Source organism: Paenibacillus sp. FSL W8-0439, assembly GCF_038008995.1.
In the GTDB taxonomy this organism is placed as follows: domain Bacteria; phylum Bacillota; class Bacilli; order Paenibacillales; family Paenibacillaceae; genus Paenibacillus; species Paenibacillus polymyxa.
Genome location: NZ_JBBPAK010000001.1, coordinates 3,303,368 through 3,322,599, shown reverse-complemented (window position 1 = coordinate 3,322,599; position 19,232 = coordinate 3,303,368). Strand labels below are relative to the sequence as shown.

13 protein-coding genes are annotated in these 19,232 nt (G+C 47.2%); 10 read left to right on the top strand and 3 right to left on the bottom strand.

Annotation, left to right across the window (positions count from 1 at the left end):
- Window position 1: 1 nt before the first annotated feature.
- The 3 genes from MKX36_RS14170 to MKX36_RS14160 form a co-directional block, all read right to left on the bottom strand.
- Window positions 2-589: a 4Fe-4S dicluster domain-containing protein gene (locus MKX36_RS14170; protein WP_290409625.1), complete on the bottom strand. Its 588-nt coding sequence runs from the start codon at window positions 587-589 to the stop codon at window positions 2-4.
- A 38-nt stretch (window positions 590-627) separates the two neighbouring features.
- The gene (fdhF, locus tag MKX36_RS14165) at window positions 628-2,790 is read right to left on the bottom strand and encodes a formate dehydrogenase subunit alpha (protein ID WP_340864916.1); all 2,163 of its coding nucleotides are present in this window, start codon (window positions 2,788-2,790) and stop codon (window positions 628-630) included.
- A gap of 129 nt (window positions 2,791-2,919) precedes the next feature.
- Window positions 2,920-3,456 carry a hypothetical protein gene (locus MKX36_RS14160; RefSeq protein ID WP_225164765.1) on the bottom strand — a complete coding sequence of 179 codons (537 nt, stop codon included), beginning with the start codon at window positions 3,454-3,456 and terminating at the stop codon, window positions 2,920-2,922.
- 339 nt (window positions 3,457-3,795) lie between these two features.
- On the opposite strand from MKX36_RS14160, the gene MKX36_RS14155 reads away from it, so the two are divergent.
- The 10 genes from MKX36_RS14155 (at window position 3,796) to MKX36_RS14110 (ending at window position 19,181) form a co-directional block, all read left to right on the top strand.
- Window positions 3,796-6,645, top strand: a complete 2,850-nt coding sequence (locus MKX36_RS14155) for an alpha-amylase family glycosyl hydrolase (protein WP_340864915.1) — start codon at window positions 3,796-3,798, stop codon at window positions 6,643-6,645.
- Window positions 6,646-7,027: 382 nt separating this feature from the next.
- Window positions 7,028-8,452: a 3-isopropylmalate dehydratase large subunit gene (gene leuC, locus MKX36_RS14150; RefSeq protein ID WP_016822141.1), complete on the top strand. Its 1,425-nt coding sequence runs from the start codon at window positions 7,028-7,030 to the stop codon at window positions 8,450-8,452.
- A gap of 21 nt (window positions 8,453-8,473) precedes the next feature.
- Entirely contained in the window at window positions 8,474-9,076 is a 603-nt protein-coding gene (leuD, locus tag MKX36_RS14145) for a 3-isopropylmalate dehydratase small subunit (protein WP_019687822.1), read from the top strand.
- A 232-nt stretch (window positions 9,077-9,308) separates the two neighbouring features.
- Complete coding sequence (locus MKX36_RS14140) at window positions 9,309-10,883, top strand: N-acetylmuramoyl-L-alanine amidase (RefSeq protein WP_340864914.1); 1,575 nt, start codon at window positions 9,309-9,311, stop codon at window positions 10,881-10,883.
- A 294-nt stretch (window positions 10,884-11,177) separates the two neighbouring features.
- Entirely contained in the window at window positions 11,178-12,677 is a 1,500-nt protein-coding gene (locus MKX36_RS14135) for an N-acetylmuramoyl-L-alanine amidase family protein (RefSeq protein ID WP_017427585.1), read from the top strand.
- Between the two features lie 49 nt (window positions 12,678-12,726).
- A complete protein-coding gene (locus MKX36_RS14130; RefSeq protein ID WP_290409598.1) occupies window positions 12,727-13,377 on the top strand; it encodes a GerMN domain-containing protein in 651 nt (216 codons plus the stop codon).
- A gap of 213 nt (window positions 13,378-13,590) precedes the next feature.
- Complete coding sequence (gene nth / locus MKX36_RS14125) at window positions 13,591-14,265, top strand: endonuclease III (protein WP_025365090.1); 675 nt, start codon at window positions 13,591-13,593, stop codon at window positions 14,263-14,265.
- Between the two features lie 67 nt (window positions 14,266-14,332).
- The gene (locus MKX36_RS14120) at window positions 14,333-14,605 is read left to right on the top strand and encodes a hypothetical protein (protein WP_013310628.1); all 273 of its coding nucleotides are present in this window, start codon (window positions 14,333-14,335) and stop codon (window positions 14,603-14,605) included.
- 177 nt (window positions 14,606-14,782) lie between these two features.
- The gene (locus MKX36_RS14115) at window positions 14,783-15,328 is read left to right on the top strand and encodes a glutathione peroxidase (RefSeq protein WP_019687820.1); all 546 of its coding nucleotides are present in this window, start codon (window positions 14,783-14,785) and stop codon (window positions 15,326-15,328) included.
- A gap of 184 nt (window positions 15,329-15,512) precedes the next feature.
- Window positions 15,513-19,181 (top strand): dynamin family protein, encoded by a 3,669-nt coding sequence (locus MKX36_RS14110; RefSeq protein ID WP_340864913.1) that lies wholly within the window; start codon window positions 15,513-15,515, stop codon window positions 19,179-19,181.
- The last annotated feature ends 51 nt before the right edge of the window (window positions 19,182-19,232 follow it).

Below are 19,232 nucleotides of genomic sequence, written 5' to 3'. Positions count from 1 at the left end.
CTTACAGGCGTGGGAAAAAGACTTCCCGCCGAGGCTCAGGAGGCGAGTCGGGAATACCATTGGCCAGCCGTAGCACATGATTTGGACAGGCTTCTACACAAGCAGGCTGTCCGTTCTCTGTTTCCGCGCACAGATCGCATTTGCTTGCCGCAGTGCGGGGAAGCGCGGTTCGATTTGCACGGTGAGTCAGGCCGGACTGCGTGATAACGTGCCCGGCTCGATAGACCGGAGACACCTCGATTGCCCCGAAGGGGCAGGCCAAAACACAGGAGGTGCAGCCGATGCATCGTTCCTCATCAATCATGACTACGCCGTCTTCCTGACGTATGGCCTGCACCGGACAGGCATGTGCACAGGGGGCATTCTCACAATGCCGGCATTGCACCGGCACATACGTATCCCCAGCTCGCACCACATACACCTTGGGCACCACAGGCACGCTGACGGTTCCGATCGAAGCGCCTATGCCGCTCGCCTGACCGTGAACGGCAAAGCACGCCAGTTCACAGGCTTTGCAGCCAATACATTGCCCGCCATCCGCAACGACGAAAGAGGAGGCAACAGCACTTGTTCTATTGGCTGAACCCATTCTGCTCGTCGAACGGTTCAGCGTGTTTCGTACGCCGCTCATCTTGTCACCTTGTCAGCTAGAACGGCTTCCTGGACGTTCATCTGTCTGCGAATCTTTTGGTACGATTCATGTACATCACGTTCAGCCTGCGCTTGGTCGGCAATCCGTTCCAACCGGATGGCGCAGTATTTCAATTCTGGGGTTTTGGATACCGGATCGAGAAAATCGGCGGTTAACTCGTTACATGCTCCGACCCACCAGTGATAGGTCATGTAGGTCGCACCTTGTTGCACACGGTCGCTAATTTGTGCCCGCGCCATGATGCGTCCCCGACGGGAGGAGATGGCAACAATTTCGCCATCCAGAATATTCAGATCTGCTCCGTCTTCTGGGCTAATCTGAATAAATCCAGGCTCATCAGACAACTGGCGTAATGCACGGCAATTCCCAGTCATCGTACGCACCGAATAATGGCCTACCTCACGGACTGTAGATAAGACAAGCGGGTATTTTGCATCCGGCTGTTCTTGCGGCGGACGCCATTCGCAGGCGAATAATCGTCCTTTACCACTAGGTGTGGAAAATTGATTGCCTTTGTACAAATACGGTGTACCTGGATGATCCTCTGTAGGGCAGGGCCATTGCACGCCGCCTTGTTCCTCCATTTTCTGGTAGCTGGCACCAGCGAATAAAGGACTGAGGCTTCGCATTTCATCCCAAATTTCCTCTGTGTTCGCATAGGACATAGGGTAGCCCATGGCGGTAGCAACCTCACTAATGATGGCCCAGTCAGGCTTTACATCACCTTGCGGCTCGACGGCCTTACGGATACGCTGAAAGCCCCGATCTGCCGAAGAATACACCCCGTCATGCTCGCCCCAAGAGGTAGAAGGGAGGATGACATCCGCATGCAGCGCCGTTTTGTTCATGAAAATATCCTGCACCACGACAAATTCCAATTGTTCTAGCGCTTCACGCAGCTCGGCAGCGTTCGGATCACTCTGTACAGGGTCTTCGCCAAAAATATAATAAGCCTTCAGCTTGTTCTCTTTCAGGATGAGATGCGGTACTTCTGTAAGTGAATATCCTTTTTTACGCGGTAGCTCAACACCCCATGCTTTTTCAAACTTTTTGCGAACTGCGGTGTCAATGACATCCTGGTAACCAGGATACACATTAGGTAATGCACCCATGTCGCAGGAGCCCTGAACATTGTTTTGTCCACGTACAGGTCCAATACCTACATTTGGCTTGCCCAGATTTCCGGTCAGTAGGGCAAGGGAAGCAAGCCCTTTTACCACATCAACAGCCTGTGAAAATTGACATACGCCCATTCCGTACAGAATTGTAGCGGTAGGAGCCTTGGCATATTCCCTCATAGCCGCCCGAATGTCAGCCGCCTTGACACCTGTGATGCCTTCTGCATATTCGGGCGTATATTTTTTAATGCTATCTACGTATTCGGCAAAGCCTTCTGTGTTTGCTTCCACATATCTTTTGTCATAAAGCCCTTCATGCACTAGCACATGACCAAAAGCGTTCACCAAAGCCATGTTCGAGCCGCCTTTTAGAGGTAGCCACATATCTGAAATGCGGCCCGTTTCAGTCATGCGTGGATCACATACAATAATTTTGGCACCTCGTTGCTTGGCTGCTACGATGCGTCTTGCGACGATTGGATGCGTTTCGGGCGCGTTGTATCCAAATACGAATATGAGATCAGAGTGTTCAATTTCAGGAATAGAGTTGGACATAGCCCCGTCCCCGAGCGAGTAAGTCAAACCTGCTACAGAAGGGCCGTGGCATACACGAGCGCAATGATCAATATTGTTGGTGCCAATGACTGCCCGCATGAATTTTTGCATAACATAATTGGCTTCATTTCCCGGACCGCGTGCGGAGCCCGTCCCCATGATAGAGTCAGGACCATACTTTTCCTTAATTGCTGACAGTCGTTCGGCAGTATACTGAATGGCTTCATTCCACTCCACTTCCTCCATGACTCCATTTTTGCGAATCATGGGCTTGCGCAAGCGTGCAGTCAGAATCTGTGGATCATTCAGAAAATCCCACCCATAATGTCCTTTCAAACACAATGTTCCTTCATTTGTACGACCATTAGCCGGCTCTGCGCCAATTACCTGTCCTTTGTCCACTAGCAAATGAAGCTGACAACCGCTTCCGCAGTAAGGACATACTGTTAATACCTTGTCTGCCATGTGTGCAGCACCTCTTTTTATATGAAATAGATGAAACTCGTAACATGAAAAAAAGCCAATACAAAAATGCCGCTTCACGCTGCATCCTGTACTGGCTTATCCGCGAGCGAGGAGATAATCTCCTTCCCGCTAATCCAACCGGGGTATGTGTTGTAGTTCAAGAGTAATGATAATATGTCCGTCTCCATGGACGGAGGGGCAGACCTCCCAAGTGTAAGTGAAGGGACTGCCAAGTGTTTTTTCGGCTTCCCTCATAAACTCCTTTTCCAGATAAGGACGAAGGACGTTCCAGTAATCACTGACCTTTTCCACAGCGCCTTCATGAACGAGAATTTCGGACAGATTAGACAAAGTACCCTGGATCTCTACTGTAACTCGGAGTGGTGAGTTGAGAGAAACCTTAACGTTGTCCGGTCCTTTTCCTCGGTAATGCTTGACAATACATACGGCCAGCTTCCTGATGCGCTCACGGTATTCCAATTCGGTATTCAACATCTGGACACTCCGCTTCGAATCAAAATAAAGGCGTACTTGCCGCACATGCCAGACAGCCTCTGTAGCTAATTTAGAAAAGGAAGTAGACGTCCCAACCAAAATGGTCTGCCCAGCACGGCGTATCACTCTTCTATGGTAGAACAGGTTGACCCGGAAAGATGTGAAATTCATTACACCTAACCAAAATTTTACATAGTTTAGATTGGAGATAGGTGTGGTGGGAATTTAGCGAGCGAGGAAATCTACACACTAGCAAATACATTGACCGAGGAAAAGTATGGATGATATAATCAAAAAAGGAAAAATCATTGGGTATTATTGAGCCGTATTTAAATGGGCTTTTCTAAGTGCTAATTTTGTAAGCGCGTACAATGATTATTTTCCTTACATAACACGGAGGAGGCGATCAATGGATTCATTTTATCCAAATAAGTGTCTTTCTTTTTTTTTTTGTTTTTATGCAACCGGTTGCACGATCTACCCACTAAATTTTATCAGGAGGGTGTTAACTTGCTAAGAAAAAAAACAGGGAGTTTTATTTCTTGGTTGATTATATTGTCGCTTTGCTTGAACTTCTTCGGTTTACCTAGTGGTGCTTCGGCCAGTAATACCGATTATTCAGCAACCTATACGAATTCCACAGTGAATGCTCTTCCATTGCCAACCGCATCGGCTACTTCTACCGTTACTGCAACATATGCACCTATGGCAACACCTACAGCAACTCAAAACGGATTAACGGTTCACTTTAAGAAGCCTTCAAACTGGAATTCAACAATTCGAATCCATTACTGGAATTTGAATCCGTCAACCGTTCCGATTAGTGGGGCGTGGCCAGGAATTCTGATGAAGTCGGACGGAAACGACTGGTATAGCTATACCATTGCCGAGGCGACAGGCTCAAGTCTCATTTTTAATGACAGTAGTGGCAAACAGACGGCCGACTTGTCTCGCAGTGTGAAAGAGAGTTGGTATTACACGGATAACGTATGGCATGATACCAACCCGGAAACTCCAAAAATTCCGGCGGTTTCCATCTCTCCTGTGCCGAAAACATACGATTCGGCTCAAACGGTAACGCTTTCCAGCACCAACAGTAGCGATAAGATTTATTATACGGTAGACGGTTCGACACCTACGACCTCCTCGACCTTGTATACCACTCCAATTCAGGTTGCATCCTCTTTGACTATCAAGGCCATCGCCGTCAATTCAATCGGTCAAACCGGAAATGCATCCTCTTTCGATTATGTAATTGACCTGAATGCCGATCTGCAAGCTCCGACAATCACAGCGAATTTGCCTGCCGGGCATTCCGGTTCCTCTGTGACTGTATCCTTCAACCTGAAAGATAACAAGGCGGCAACGACCAAGGCATACTACACGGAGGATGGTACGGAACCGACCACAAGCTCAAAAGTCTACATCCTCGGTAACGCATTGGCCGGATTGACCGGACCATCCATCCTTATCTCCAAGACCACGACATTAAAATTTCTTGTTATAGACGGTGCTGGAAATCAAACCAAACAGAGCTTTGTTTATAATATTGGAGACAAAGGTGATTTTCGGGAAGACACTATTTACTTCGTGATTACTTCCCGGTTCTATGACGGTGATCCAAGCAACAATGTGCACGCATGGGATGATGCCAAGGCGCGTAATCCAGATTCGGACCCTGCTTGGAGAGGAGATTTTAAGGGGCTGATTCAGAAACTCGATTATATCAAAGCCCTCGGATTTAGTGCCATCTGGATTACACCTGTTGTGCAGAATGCCAGCGGTTATGATTATCATGGTTACCATGCTATAAATTTTGCCAAAGTAGACCCAAGGTATGAATCGGCGGGAGCTTCTTATCAGGATTTGATCAATGCGGCCCATGCCAAAGGGCTGAAGGTCATTCAGGACATCGTCGTCAATCATACCGGCAATTTTGGTGAAGAGAATCTGTACCCCATGTTTAAGAAAGATCCGGCTAAACCGGATACCGGTAACAACTTGGTGAAAACTACGGATAAGCTGCCGCCAAACTATGATTCCATGACACCCGATCAGCAGTATCAGGCAAGGCTCGCTCTAATGAAGAATACGGAAACGAACAATAACATTTACCATACAGAGAAAAGTCTTTCCTGGGAATCCTATACTGTTCAGACTGGTCAGATAGCGGGAGATTGCGTGGATTTGAATACAGAAAACCCTGCAGTTAACAAATATTTAATTGATACTTACAATCACTATATAGACATGGGTGTGGACGCTTTCCGTGTCGATACAGTGAAGCATGTGAGCCGGTATATTTTCAATAAATACTATATTCCTGCCTGGAAGACAAGAGGAGGCTCGGATTTCTATGTTTTTGGAGAAGTAGCCACCCGGTACAGAGATGTTTGGAACAGCGGAATTCCAGCGATCTCAACACCATTCTATACTTGGAAGGCTTCAAAATCGTATCCGGGCGATGGGAAAAATGACTATGCCTCTAATAAAATGTCGGTTGAACAAGAGTGGGCGGATAACTCTACTACAGCAGGACAGCCAACCTCGAACAATGCTTTCTTAATCGGCAATACCTATCATACACCTGACTATTCGAGGAAATCGGGCATGGATGTGATTGATTTCCCGATGCATTGGGCATTCAAGACCGCGCACGAAGCCTTCAATATGAGAAGTGGAGATCAATACTACAATGATGCTACCTGGAATGTAACCTATGTCGACTCCCATGACTATGCGCCCGACCAGGCTCCGGAAAATCAAAGATTTGCGGGCACACAAGATACTTGGGCCGAGAATCTTGACCTGATGTTCACCTTCCGCGGAATACCCGCCATCTTCTATGGCTCCGAAATCGAATTTCAAAAGGGGGCAGTCATTGATCCGGGTCCAAACGCACCGTTAAGCAAAACGGGACGGGCTTATTACGGGGATCACATAGAAGGCAGTGTTATGGTACAAGATTATGGCAAATACACAAACGCTACTGGCACGCTTGTGGAATCACTCAACCATCCTCTGGCGAAACATATCAGACAGCTAAATTTAATTAGGAGAGCTGTTCCTGCCTTGCAAAAAGGCCAGTATTCTACAGAGAATGTAACGGGCAATCTTGCGTTTAAGAGAAGATATACCGACAGCGCCAAAGGCATTGACAGTTTTGCGTTGGTCACCATTTCAGGAAATGCAACATTTTCCGGGATTCCGAACGGAACCTATGTGGATGCAGTGACCGGTGATTCCAAAACCGTTACGGATGGCAAAATCACCTTGACTTGCTCCGGTAAAGGAAATGCAAGGGTATATGTATTGAATGGCAGTGGTGGAATTGGAGAAACGGGAACCTATTTGAAGTAAACTGTCAGCGGAGGTTGACGTTGTACGATATGGAGAAACACTGAATCTCAAGGTTTAACAGAAAACTATAATGATATAAAAATAGAGTCATACCAAAGGTCGAAAGGAAAAATAACCTTCGGCCTTTGGTGTGTTAATCTTCCAAGATACATAGCTCTCGGGGCAAATGTTGGTTAGAAAACTAGGGGGATATATTTTTCTATCCTACCAACTTCACTCCCTGCCTCAATATTTTCTCTAGCACGCTTATAGGTCAAGACTATCACTTCTATAGATATCATATCTTAGACCAATCAGACACGTCGTGGTATATTGTTGACATCCAAGAGAGAGCCGTACAGCTTCTCTCCACTAGGTTCGAAAAACACAGGGGTGAATATTGATGAGTAAAAAGACCATGTTCGAGAAAATTTGGGATAACCATGTCATCTATCAGGAAGCGGGCAAGCCGAGTATTTTGTACATTGATCTTCACCTCGTACATGAGGTAACTTCGCCGCAGGCGTTTGAAGGACTACGTCTTAGCGGGCGCAAGGTGCGTCGTCCAGAGCTCACGTTTGCCACAATGGATCATAATGTACCGACAAAAGATCGTTACAACATTACGGACCCGATTTCCAAGCAGCAGATTGATACATTAACTCAAAATTGCCGCGATTTCGGTGTCACACTATATGATCTGGATACGGTGGATCAAGGTGTCGTTCACGTTATGGGGCCTGAACTGGGTCTGACTCATCCGGGAAAAACGATTGTTTGTGGTGATAGCCATACCTCCACACACGGGGCGTTCGGAGCGCTCGCTTTTGGTATCGGAACCAGTGAGGTAGAGCACGTATTGGCAACGCAATGTCTCCAGCAAGCAAAAGCAAAAACGATGGAAGTTCGTTTCGTAGGGCGTCGCAAACCTGGTGTGACGGCAAAGGACATGATTTTGGGTGTCATCGCCAAATACGGTACAGATTTCGCTACAGGCTATGTTATTGAGTACACAGGTGAGTCCATCCGCGAGTTGAGCATGGAAGAGCGCATGACAGTGTGCAACATGTCCATTGAAGGCGGAGCCAGAGCAGGTATGATTGCACCGGACGAAACGACCTTCAACTACTTGCGTGGACGCGAGCATGTGCCGCAAGGAGCTGCTTTTGAGCAAGCAGTTGCTGAGTGGAAAGCACTTGTCACCGATGAAGGCGCCGAGTTTGATGTCGTACTGGAGTTTGACGTCGATGCTTTGATACCACAAGTAACCTGGGGCACCAGTCCGGGTATGGGAACAGATATTTCCTCAACCGTACCGACTCCGGCAGAATTGCCGACAGAAAACGAACGTAAAGCAGCTGAAAAAGCGCTTGAATATATGGATTTGAAGCCAGGTACACCGATCACGGATATTGCGATTGACTACGTGTTTATCGGCTCCTGTACCAACGGCCGGATTGAAGATTTGCGCGCTGCGGCCGAGGTAGCTAAAGGCTACAAGGTTTCTGACAAAGTCACGGCAATCGTCGTACCAGGTTCGGGTCGTGTGAAGATTCAGGCTGAAGAAGAAGGACTGGACGTCATTTTTCAAGAAGCAGGATTTGAATGGCGCGAAGCGGGTTGCAGCATGTGTCTTGCGATGAATCCAGATGTGCTTCAACCGGGACAGCGTTGTGCGTCAACTTCTAATCGCAACTTTGAAGGTCGTCAGGGACGCGGAGGACGTACTCACCTTGTATCTCCAGCAATGGCAGCCGCTGCGGCGATTCATGGACATTTTGTCGATGTACGGGATTGGAAATTCAAGCAGGAAGAAGTTGTCCGCTAGGATACGGAGGAGGAATTAACGATGGAAGCTTTCACAACTTTAAAAGGAATTGTAGCGCCTGTGGATCGGGTGAACGTGGATACGGATGCTATTATTCCTAAGCAATTTTTGAAACGAATCGAGCGCACAGGCTTTGGGCAGTTTTTGTTCTACGAGTGGCGGTTTGATGAAGCGGGCAATATTAATCCTGAATTTGAACCGAACAAGCCTCGTTATGCAGGGGCATCTGTTCTGATCTCTCGCGCCAACTTTGGTTGCGGCTCCTCCCGTGAGCATGCGCCGTGGGCAATCATGGACTATGGGTTTCGTTGTGTAATCGCACCGTCTTTTGCAGATATCTTCTATAATAACTGTTTTAAAAACGGTATTTTGCCGATCAAACTGTCTGAAGAGCAAGTAGAGGAATTGTTCCAGCGCACGGCGAAGCATGATAACTACCAACTAAACGTAGACCTGAATGAAAAAACGATCACTGACGATTACGGCCTGAGTATTGAATTTGATCTGGATGAACATCGCCGTCAATTCCTGCTGCAAGGCTTGGATGATATTGGCTTGACCCTCCAGCATGAGTCTGAAATTCTGGCTTATGAGCAAAAACGTGCTGCGAAACAAGGCGCATAAATGTTCATTTCCAGCCTAGCTCCAATATGAAGAAATATAGTTGATTTATTTGATAGACAGACAGCCCGTACTGGCAACTCTTTTGCCTGCGGGCTTTTATCATGTTTAGAAAATAAATTGGTAAATAAGGGGTTGACGGTTCAACTCATCATGGTATTGTAAATGTAAAATGGTTGAAGGACTATGTCTGTAAGTAGCACAAAAAATACATATATAAGTTAGGGGAATGAGGATGAAGAAATATGGTTGGGTGATACTAGCGGCTATTTTGATTTGGTTGTGGCCGTCCTCCCCTCATGTGAATGCGGCTGGAGCAGAATTGTTTTTGGATGGCAAAAGGGTGGAAGCGCCTGCAGATGCCAAGCCTGAAATGGTCAATGGTAAAGTCATGGTACCGCTCAGGGTGGTTGGGGAGCAGCTTGGATATCAGTTTAAGTGGGAACCTCAAGCCTATAAAATTTCAATACAAAAAAACAGTACCGATATGTCTATGTATGTAGGCCGTACATCGGCTGATGTGAACGGAAAAACAGTTAGTTTGGATGCACCACCTGTGCTGCGAGGCAGCTCGACCATGGTTCCATTGCGTTTTGTTGGGGAGCAAATGGGGTTAAAGGTGGATTGGAATAATGAAAATAAATCCGTAAATCTCAGTCAGAAGACTGCAACTCAACAAGCGAATAAACAGTCTCAATCCCAACAACCGTCGCAAACGTCAACACAGAGTCCAAAAAGCACAAATAAAACGTCTACAGCCACAGCGACGACAATAACTCCAATTGAAGCAGACAAGCATACGGAAGTCGTACCATCAACATCCAAGGAGCAAAATGTAGAACAGACCACTGCAAATGCGGTGCTTGTACAAAACATTTCTTTTGAGAGTGAAACGCTAAAGATTTCTCTGAACAAAGATCTAACTCCTAAAGTATCCAAAATGACGGGACCTGACCGTATAGTTGTAGATTTAGCAGAGGCTTCACTGTCGGCAGATCTTCTCCATTCGTTCCCGGTTCGCAAGGATGGCACGCGGGCGTTGACAATTAGTGACAGTGAGGATGTACAGGAAATCAGATTTGCTCCTGCAGATGGAACAAAAGGAGGAGCACGTATTGTCATTGCTTTGAATCAGACACGTGATTACGATCTTTCGACTAATGGCGTAGGCGATATCATCCTTCAGTTGCGTGAACGTAGTACGAATGCAGAGATGGTAGCACCAACGAATGTCGAAGGACGGCGAATCGTCGTAATAGATCCAGGACATGGTGGTAAGGACCCTGGAGCAGGCAGCGTGACTGGACGACATGAGAAGGAATTTACATTGGCTGTAGCGTTAAAGGTCCAGCAGCTTGCCCAAAATGATCCTGACATTCAAATTGTATTGACTCGCAATGGAGATACGTATCCTACACTGGATGAGCGCCCACAGCTCGCTAATAATCAACAGGCCAGCGTGTTTGTTTCCATTCATGGTAACAGTATGCCGACCTCCAATAACGGAAAAGCCAATGGGTCTGAAACCTATTATGCACGTCAGGAAAGTTTAAGCCTGGCCACGATCATGCATAAGCATCTTGTAGCAGCAACTGAGTTTAAGGATAACGGCATTAAGGTGGCAAACCATGTGGTGACAAGAAAATCACAAATGCCTGCTGTACTGTTGGAATGTGGCTACCTTAGTAATCCGTCTAATGAAGCGGCCATGTTCACAGAAGAAACACAGCAGAAGATTGCCGAAGGTATTGTCGATGGCCTGAAGGAGTACCTTGGAACAGGCACAGGAATAACTGAAACATTCAACTAAGAACCGTGCAATAAAAGCTATTTTTTCACCTTTTGATGGAAATTCATGAGGGTGAAAAGTAGCTTTTTTTATTTTACGGACCGTGACTTTTGACGGGAAGCGAATGGTCCATATTTTTAGTCAAAATTCGACAAAAATAGTTCTTTGGCACGTATATTTCTGTTATGATGGAATATATTCGCAACTTTTGGTGTGAGATAACGTCTATAAGGTTGTCTGATATTACATAAGCGCGTATATCAGGTCGCCGCACCGGAGCATGTGGCAAAAAAATTATGAATGGAAGGGTGACGAATGAAGAAATTTGGTTTTTTGTTGTTATTATTTGTCTTCATGTGGGCGGTTCCGGGTTATGGACATGCGGCTTCGAGTGGAACACAAATCTATCTCGACGATCAACAGTTAAGTGTCCCTAGTGGTGCTAAGGCGCAAGTAATTGGCGGAAGTACGATGGTTCCGCTGCGCGTAATTTCTGAAAATTTGGGATATGACGTGACATGGAAGCAGCAGGCGCGAACCATAACGATTGAGAAGGACAGTACCTCGATCCGAATGATAATCGGAAGTAAGACGGCGACTGTCAATGGAAGCGACATTAGTCTGGATGCTTCGCCTCTGCTGCGTTCCAATTATGCCCTTGTACCGCTTCGTTTTATCGGCGAGCAAATGGGACTGGACGTAAAATGGGACAGCAGCTCCAAGTCCGTAAAATTATATACCCGCAGTAGTGGGTCTGGAAACGGGGAATTTACACCTCCCAAGTCCGGAAATAACAGTACAGGTACAGGAAGTGTAACTGCGCCAACCAATAATGCGAGTTCAGGTGTGACACAGGTGCAGGGAGTCAGTTTCAGCCAAAACCGCTTAACGATCACAACAGCGAGTGCCGTCAAGCCGAAAGCGTTTACGATGACAGGCCCCGATCGAGTAGTGGTGGATTTGCCAGCAACTGCGTTTGCAGACAATTTCGGAGATCAGCAGAAGCTGGATAGCAACTTAAATGGTTCGTTGGACATTGAGAATGAAGCGGATGTGTCCGGTATCCGATATGCTTTATTCCAAAAGGAACCATCAACGGTGCGCGTTGTTATTGATTTGAAACATGCCATGAATTATACCGCATATAATGATGGATCGAATCGTGTTATCGTCGATCTGGCTTCCAAGGATTCAGTGAATACAACGCCAGATGCAACGTTACCGGATGGGTCACAGCCTGATGACACACAGACATCCCCGGTTAACAGCAATGGTAAAAAGGTCGTTGTTATTGATGCTGGACATGGAGCAAAAGATTCCGGGGCAGTTGGTATTTCGAGAAAAAATTATGAAAAGACCTTCAACCTGGCGATGGCCCTGAAAGTAGAAAGCATATTAAAACAAAACCCCAAACTTGAGGTTGTGTTAACACGTAGCGATGATACATTTTTGGAGCTTAAACAGCGCGTAAAAGTGGCTGAAAATCTTAAAGCCAACGTGTTTGTGTCCATTCATGCTAACAGTAGCGGTAGCTCAGCTTCCAACGGCACAGAGACGTATTACCAGCGTAGTGCAAGCAAAGCGTTCGCCAACGTTATGCATAAGTACTTTGCTCCTGCGACGGGTCTGACAGACCGGGGCATTCGTTATGGGAATTTCCATGTAATTCGGGAAACGACGATGCCAGCTGTTTTGCTTGAAGTAGGATATCTGAGTAATGCAAAAGAGGAAGCAACACTGTTTGATGAAGATTTTCAAAACCGGGTAGCTCAAGGGATTGCAGATGGAATCACAGAGTATCTCGACGTAAAATAAATCTTCAACAAATCGCTTGCCAACGTCAAGTAAGGAGGGGGACAGACATATGAACAAAAAAATCGTAATTGCAGGTCTGCTGGCACTGTTTGCCATTGCAGGTGCAGGGTGTGCCTCTAAGCAAACATCGGCTCCTGCGACTCCATCTCAGGAAACACAAACTTCAGCTGCACAAAATAGTACACCCGAACAGACGACCCCTGATCCATCAGCTCAGTCTGCTGAAAATAATGGAGCGAGTCAAACACCTGCATCTCCGTCGACGGAGCCTACAAAGACCAAGACAGACACGGAAAAGTCAGGAGATCGTCAAACACAGCAGATCACGGTGTACTACACGGATACACAAGAGAACGGCTTAAAAGAACAGAAAAAGGAAATTACCTATCCAAGCGAGCTGGAAAAATTCCAAAAATCGTTTGAAGCTCTACAAAAGAGCGGTGATTCTGCTCTGGTTCCGTTGTGGTCCGAGAAAATTACCGTGCATAAGATCAAATTGGATAACGGTGCATTGACCTTTGATATTTCCCTGCCGGATGAGGCTCGATTGGGAGCTGGCGGTGAGGAATTGGCTATCGATGCCTTGAAGCAAACGATGTTCCAATTCAAGGAAGTCAAAACGCTGGATTTGCTTGTAGATGGTCAATCTCTAGAGTCCTTAATGGGACATGTAGATTTGGAGCATCCTATGAGTCGCTAATCGATCAGACTGTATGAAAATTTCTTGGGAATTTACACACTTTTCACGTGCAATCTGTGACAGATAATGATAATATAGGAGTGTATTTCTCGCCTATGCAGGCAGTCATGCACAAATAGTATTCGTTTCTTTCCGGATGATTATTTAGAGTGACCGTCTTGATGCGGGCTATCCCGTATCAAGACGTTTTTTTTGCTAGGAGGTAGGATTTCCGTGAATGCAGCAACCGCACGTCATATATTGGACACCATCGGTACGATGTTTCCGGATGCCCATTGTGAGCTGAACCATGACAATGCTTTTGAATTAACGATTGCCGTGTTATTGTCTGCTCAATGCTCCGATCAGATGGTCAATAAAGTAACGGCAGACCTGTTTCAAAAATACAAGTCACCTGAGGATTATTTGGCAGTTCCTCTTGAGGAACTGGAGCAGGATATTCGTAGAATCGGCTTGTACCGAAACAAGGCCAAGCATATTCATAACCTCTGCCGGATTTTGATAGACCAGTACGGGGGAGAGATACCTTCGGAGCATGATCAGCTGGTCAAGCTACCTGGTGTTGGCCGCAAGACGGCTAATGTCGTAGTATCTACTGCCTTTGATGTACCAGCTATTGCGGTAGATACGCATGTAGAGCGCGTTTCCAAACGGCTCGGCTTTGCAGGGTGGGATGATTCAGTGCTTGAGGTGGAAAAAAAGCTGATGAAAAGGGTACCTAGGGATGAATGGTCTGTGACCCATCACCGACTCATTTTTTTCGGACGCTACCATTGCAAAGCTCAAAACCCTCAATGTCAGGTATGTCCATTGCTTGATGTGTGCAGGGAAGGCAAGAAACGTATGAAAACGTCTCTTATCAGAAAAGATAAGAAACGTAGAGCTTAAAGACCCGAATGACCTATAAAGGTAATAGAGGGTTTAACCATTTATGTGTAGAAAAGGATGAAGAGTAATGAAGTGCATTTCGGTATATACAGACAATTTTGAGGCGTTCTCCGATATTTTTGAGCAAATTGTAACAACAGAGTTTGCTGAAAACGAAGAGCGCGAGCTAGAGGGAATCACAGTTAGTCATTCTGGTGATGTACCCGAGCATTACTTGGAGCGTATGTCACAAAAACCAGAAGTGGTTGTAATGAAGGATAAATCCCGTGGGATTACGATTTTACAGCATGGTCAAGTATTTGAAATTTTGCTGCCAGTGCTTGAGACTGCAGCTAATTAAGTGCAATTTGCGGACGACATGCGTTGCATGTTCCGGTGTAGGCGGCTCGGCTGGTCTAACCAGCCTGTAGGCGCATATTAACACAAACCTTGAAGAACGTCATAAAACGCTGGATATGGACGATTTCACATGTTTAAATATGAAATCTTCAATTACATTTTCAGAGGAGTTTCTTAAATGAGCATTTATGATTATTCAGCCATTGCGATGAACGGTAAGGAGATTGTCCTTAGTGATTATAAAGATAAAGTAGTGTTGATTGTAAATACGGCCAGCCAGTGCGGATTTACATTTCAATATCAGGATTTGCAGCGTCTATATGATCAATTTAAGGATAGAGGCTTGGTGATTCTCGGTTTTCCATGCAATCAATTTGCCGATCAAGAGCCGGATTCCAATGAAAGTGTGCAAACATTTTGTACTCTGAATTATGGTGTCGCGTTCCCTATGTTTCAAAAGGTGAATGTACGTGATGAGCAGGCTCACCCGTTGTTTACATATCTTGCTTCGTCGTTGCCCTTTGAGGGCTTTGATGAAACGCATTCGGTTGCCAAAATACTTATTCCTTTAATTCATGAGCGTCATCCTGAGTACTTACCAGGAGATTCGATCAAATGGAATTTCACGAAATTCCTGATTGATCGGAACGGGAAAGTGATCAAACGATTTGAAGCAACGACTGACCCTCTGGATATGGAAGAATATATTGAAGCATTACTGTAATGATCTGTTTTGGATATTATTAATAAACTTATGGTTTCCATTTACAAGAACAGCGTTCCCGAAAGCCAGGTACAGGCAGGGAGCGCTTTTTTAGTTTTTTTAATGTGATGATTCTCACAGTGGCTTAGGAATGCTACAATATAGCTATTTGGTGCAGATAAGACAAGGAGTGAAACCGTAGCTTATGATGCAAACGATTACAGGAGACGCAGAAAAGTGGTTGAATACGATAGAACAGATACAGAATACCTTTCGTAAAGCGGGGGATGAAGCGGGAGCGAAGGCAGTAGGGGATTTGCTGGAAAAAGCGCATGCACAAGAGCTGACCATTGCCTTTTGCGGACACTTTTCAGCAGGTAAATCGAGCTTGATTAACAGCCTGTGCGGTAAAACCGTGCTGCCATCTGGACCGGTACCTACGAGTGCTAATGTAGTGTCCATCCGTCATGGACGTTCGAGAGCGCATATTCATCCAGCCCGATCGGCAGAAAACCCGAAGCCGGAAATCGTGGAAGCTTCCCTATCTGAGCTTGCTGAGTATTGTAAAAATGGTGGGGCCTATGAATCCGTTGAAGTATGGGAGGATATCCCGATATTATCTGGCGGAGGAGTGCTGCTGGATACCCCCGGCGTAGATTCCACAGACCACGGACACGCGATGGCGACGCATTCAGCTTTACATTGGGCTGATATTGTTTTTTATGTGATGGACTACAATCATGTCCAATCTGAAAATAATTTGTCCTTTGCCAAAAGTTTGTCGGATTGGGGCAAGCCGTTATATTTGATCATCAATCAAATCGATAAGCACCGAGAGCGGGAGCTATCATTTTCACGTTATCGTAATGAGGTGGAAAGCAGCTTTCATGCCTGGCAGGTACATTACACGGACATCCTGTTTACTTCCTTGAAGGAGCAAAATCACCCCTGGAACCAGTGGGAACAGTTGACGTGCTTAATTCCGAAACTGCTGGAGCGCAAAGCTGAGCTTTTGGCTTATAGTTTAGTGTCGTCTATGCACCATTTGGTAGATCAGCATGTGGAGACAGTGCAGGCTGCTGAAGACGAGGAACTGAACGTACTGCTCAAAGAAGCAGGTGGAGAAGAAGCCATTTTGCGCCTGGACATAGAGCAGAAAACCTTGCAGCAAGAAGATGAACACTGGAGGATGCTTCCAGAACAGGAGCATAAACGGCTGCGTCAAGAGCTGGATCATCTATTAGAACACGCTCACCTCACGCCTGCGGAGCTACGTGAAGCGGCTGGCGAATATTTAGAGAGCCGTAAGCCGGGCTTTAAAACAGGGTTATGGTTTGCCGGAGGCAAGACAGAGCGAGAAAAGGAGCGCCGTTTGGATCGGCTGGCAGAGATGCTGGCTGATCAGGTGGAGGGACAGCTGCTGCCTCATGTGCGTGAGTTACTGAGGTCATGGGGAGAAGGTCAAGGTTTGTGGACCGCTGCGATGGAGCAGGAGCTGGATGACATCCGCCCTGTAATGGATCGGCAACTGGTAGAGCAGACAGTAAAGGAAAATGCTTTGTCTCCTGAGTACACGTTGAACTATTGCAAGGACCTACGCGCTGCGGTGACCGCTGATTGCCGCCGTAAGGCGTTGGCGCTGGTAGACCGCCTGCTGGCCCAGCTTGCGGCTCGGGTCAACTCCCACCGCGAGGCTCTCGCGGATGCGCGCACAGCGTTGCTGGCGCAGGCGGACGCGGCGAGCCGCTACAGCACTCGCGTGCAAGCCTCAGCTTCGCACGCCAACCTGCTGCGTAGCTTGCTGCCGCAGGCTTCCGCGCCTGGCGGGTTGCCCCGGGTGGGCACGCCTGCTCCTGCGGCTGAGACCGCCGCTGCTGCCCCGACAGATACGGCATCAACAGGTGCCGTGCGTCCAGACATTGCTGGCTCGCGCAACGGATCGGTGCAGTCACAAGCAAGCACGACGACAGCGCGGTCTGCCGCCGGGGGCCGCCGTACGCGGCTGGATGCAGCAGCGACACGATTGAAGGCCGCCGCTGCATTAATAAGCCCGTACCCTGCCATGCAAGCGGCTGTTCGGGATTTACATGCGCGTGCCGCTGCACTGGAGGGCGGGCGCTTTACATTGGCGCTATTCGGAGCGTTCAGCGCCGGGAAGTCCAGCTTTGCCAACGCTTTGTTGGGCGAAGCGGTGTTGCCCGTATCGCCGCATCCGACGACAGCGGCGATTAACCGCATTATGGCGCCTACAAGTCATGAGCGCCATGCCACGGCTGACGTCTACATGAAATCAGTGGACGCATTACGGGAAGATCTTAAATACTCTTTTCGGTTATTAGGATTGGGAGAGCCAGCGTCCGTGGGCTGGCAAGAAGCCGTAAATGCGTTATCACCGGAAGGCATTCATCCTGCGGGAAGGCCTCATTACAGTTTTTTGAAGGCTGCAGCAGCTGGATGGGAAGAAGCTGAAAGCTTGCTGGGAAAAGAGCTTGAGGTGAATCTAGAGCAATATCGAGATTTTGTTGCATCCGAGCGCAAGTCATGCTTCGTCGAGCATATCGACCTTTATTATGATTGCGCTTTGACTCGTCAGGGCATCGTGCTAGTAGATACGCCAGGTGCCGATTCTGTGAATGCACGGCACACAGGCGTGACCTTCAATTATATGAAGCATGCAGACGCCCTTGTATTTGTGACATATTATAATCATGCGTTTACACAAGGGGACCGACAGTTCTTGAATCAATTGGGCCGAGTCAAAGAGACATTGGCGCTGGATCAGACATTTTTTATTGTCAACGCATCTGATTTGGCTTCTTCTGAAGAAGAATTACATTCTGTGACTCAGCATGTACAGGAACAACTTCAAGCGAACGGAATCCGCAAGCCGCGTATTTATCCGCTTTCCAGCATGCTGGCGTTGGAAGCAGCCGAGCGGGGAGAGGTTTCGCTGCGTTCAGTTTCACGGTTTGATGCGTTTGAAGATGATTTTTCGGCATTTGCAGCCGAAGAGCTGGCAGGTTTGTCCATTGCAGCTGCTATGCAGGAGCTGGGACGGCTGCGGAACCGAATAGAACAACATGCTGCTGATGCTCGGTACAGCGCTGAAGAGCGAGAGATCCGAATAGAGCAATTAAATCGAATCCGTAGGGAGCTGGAGGAGGTGCTCCTTGGTTCGACTGGTAGCAATGGTGGATCTGTGTTGTCGGACGAAACCGATGAACTGCTGTATCATGTACGTCAAAGGTTAGCCTACCGAACGGGTGAATTTATGGCAGAAGCGTTTCATCCATCTGTTCTGCGTGAAGGAGTAGGTGATCTTCGTTCGGCTTTTGCATCTTGTGGTCGTGAACTGCTGCGATTGATCGAACTGGAGCTGTCTCAGGAATTGCTAGCAACCACACTCAGACTGGAAAAAACCGGGCAAGCTTTAGTGCGTAAGGCTATACAACAGTGCGTAGATCACATGAACCATCAGCTGAATGGATTAGATTGTACAGTTCCTGAATTCAGAGAATGGGCTGTTCCCGAGCTGATGGGTATTTCCTTGCAGGAGTCCATTCAGTGGAAGGATTATTGGAATAGCTTTAAAAATCCAAAGCTATTTTTCGAAGGGACGGGTCGTGCGAATTTACAAACTAGACTGGAGCCCATATTACGCCAGCTAATCGGGGAAGCTGTGGATCAGCAGCGAGAACGATTGTCTTCTTTTTACATTGCTATGATGCAAGAGGAACAAACGTGGCAGAAAGCACAGCTACGAGAGCAAATGCTGGAGACAATTCGTGGCATGGAGCACGCACTTAAGGGCGGTGAGAAGCCACAGGTTTGGGAAGAGCTTGCTGATCAGCTTGCGAATTTAGAGTCCATATAAATATGTTCACGATTGCTTTAAGGTCAAGACACCGGGTTGTGGGACAATCCG

Excerpts from the sequence above, each read along its gene's own strand:
- MKX36_RS14170 (WP_290409625.1), bottom strand. The coding sequence starts at position 589 with ATGGGTTCAGCCAATAGAACAAGTGCTGTTGCCTCCTCTTTCGTCGTT.
- fdhF (WP_340864916.1), bottom strand. The coding sequence starts at position 2,790 with ATGGCAGACAAGGTATTAACAGTATGTCCTTACTGCGGAAGCGGTTGT.
- MKX36_RS14160 (WP_225164765.1), bottom strand. The coding sequence starts at position 3,456 with ATGAATTTCACATCTTTCCGGGTCAACCTGTTCTACCATAGAAGAGTG.
- leuC (WP_016822141.1), top strand. The coding sequence starts at position 7,028 with ATGAGTAAAAAGACCATGTTCGAGAAAATTTGGGATAACCATGTCATC.
- leuD (WP_019687822.1), top strand. The coding sequence starts at position 8,474 with ATGGAAGCTTTCACAACTTTAAAAGGAATTGTAGCGCCTGTGGATCGG.
- MKX36_RS14140 (WP_340864914.1), top strand. The coding sequence starts at position 9,309 with ATGAAGAAATATGGTTGGGTGATACTAGCGGCTATTTTGATTTGGTTG.
- MKX36_RS14135 (WP_017427585.1), top strand. The coding sequence starts at position 11,178 with ATGAAGAAATTTGGTTTTTTGTTGTTATTATTTGTCTTCATGTGGGCG.
- MKX36_RS14130 (WP_290409598.1), top strand. The coding sequence starts at position 12,727 with ATGAACAAAAAAATCGTAATTGCAGGTCTGCTGGCACTGTTTGCCATT.
- MKX36_RS14120 (WP_013310628.1), top strand. The coding sequence starts at position 14,333 with ATGAAGTGCATTTCGGTATATACAGACAATTTTGAGGCGTTCTCCGAT.
- MKX36_RS14115 (WP_019687820.1), top strand. The coding sequence starts at position 14,783 with ATGAGCATTTATGATTATTCAGCCATTGCGATGAACGGTAAGGAGATT.
- MKX36_RS14110 (WP_340864913.1), top strand. The coding sequence starts at position 15,513 with ATGATGCAAACGATTACAGGAGACGCAGAAAAGTGGTTGAATACGATA.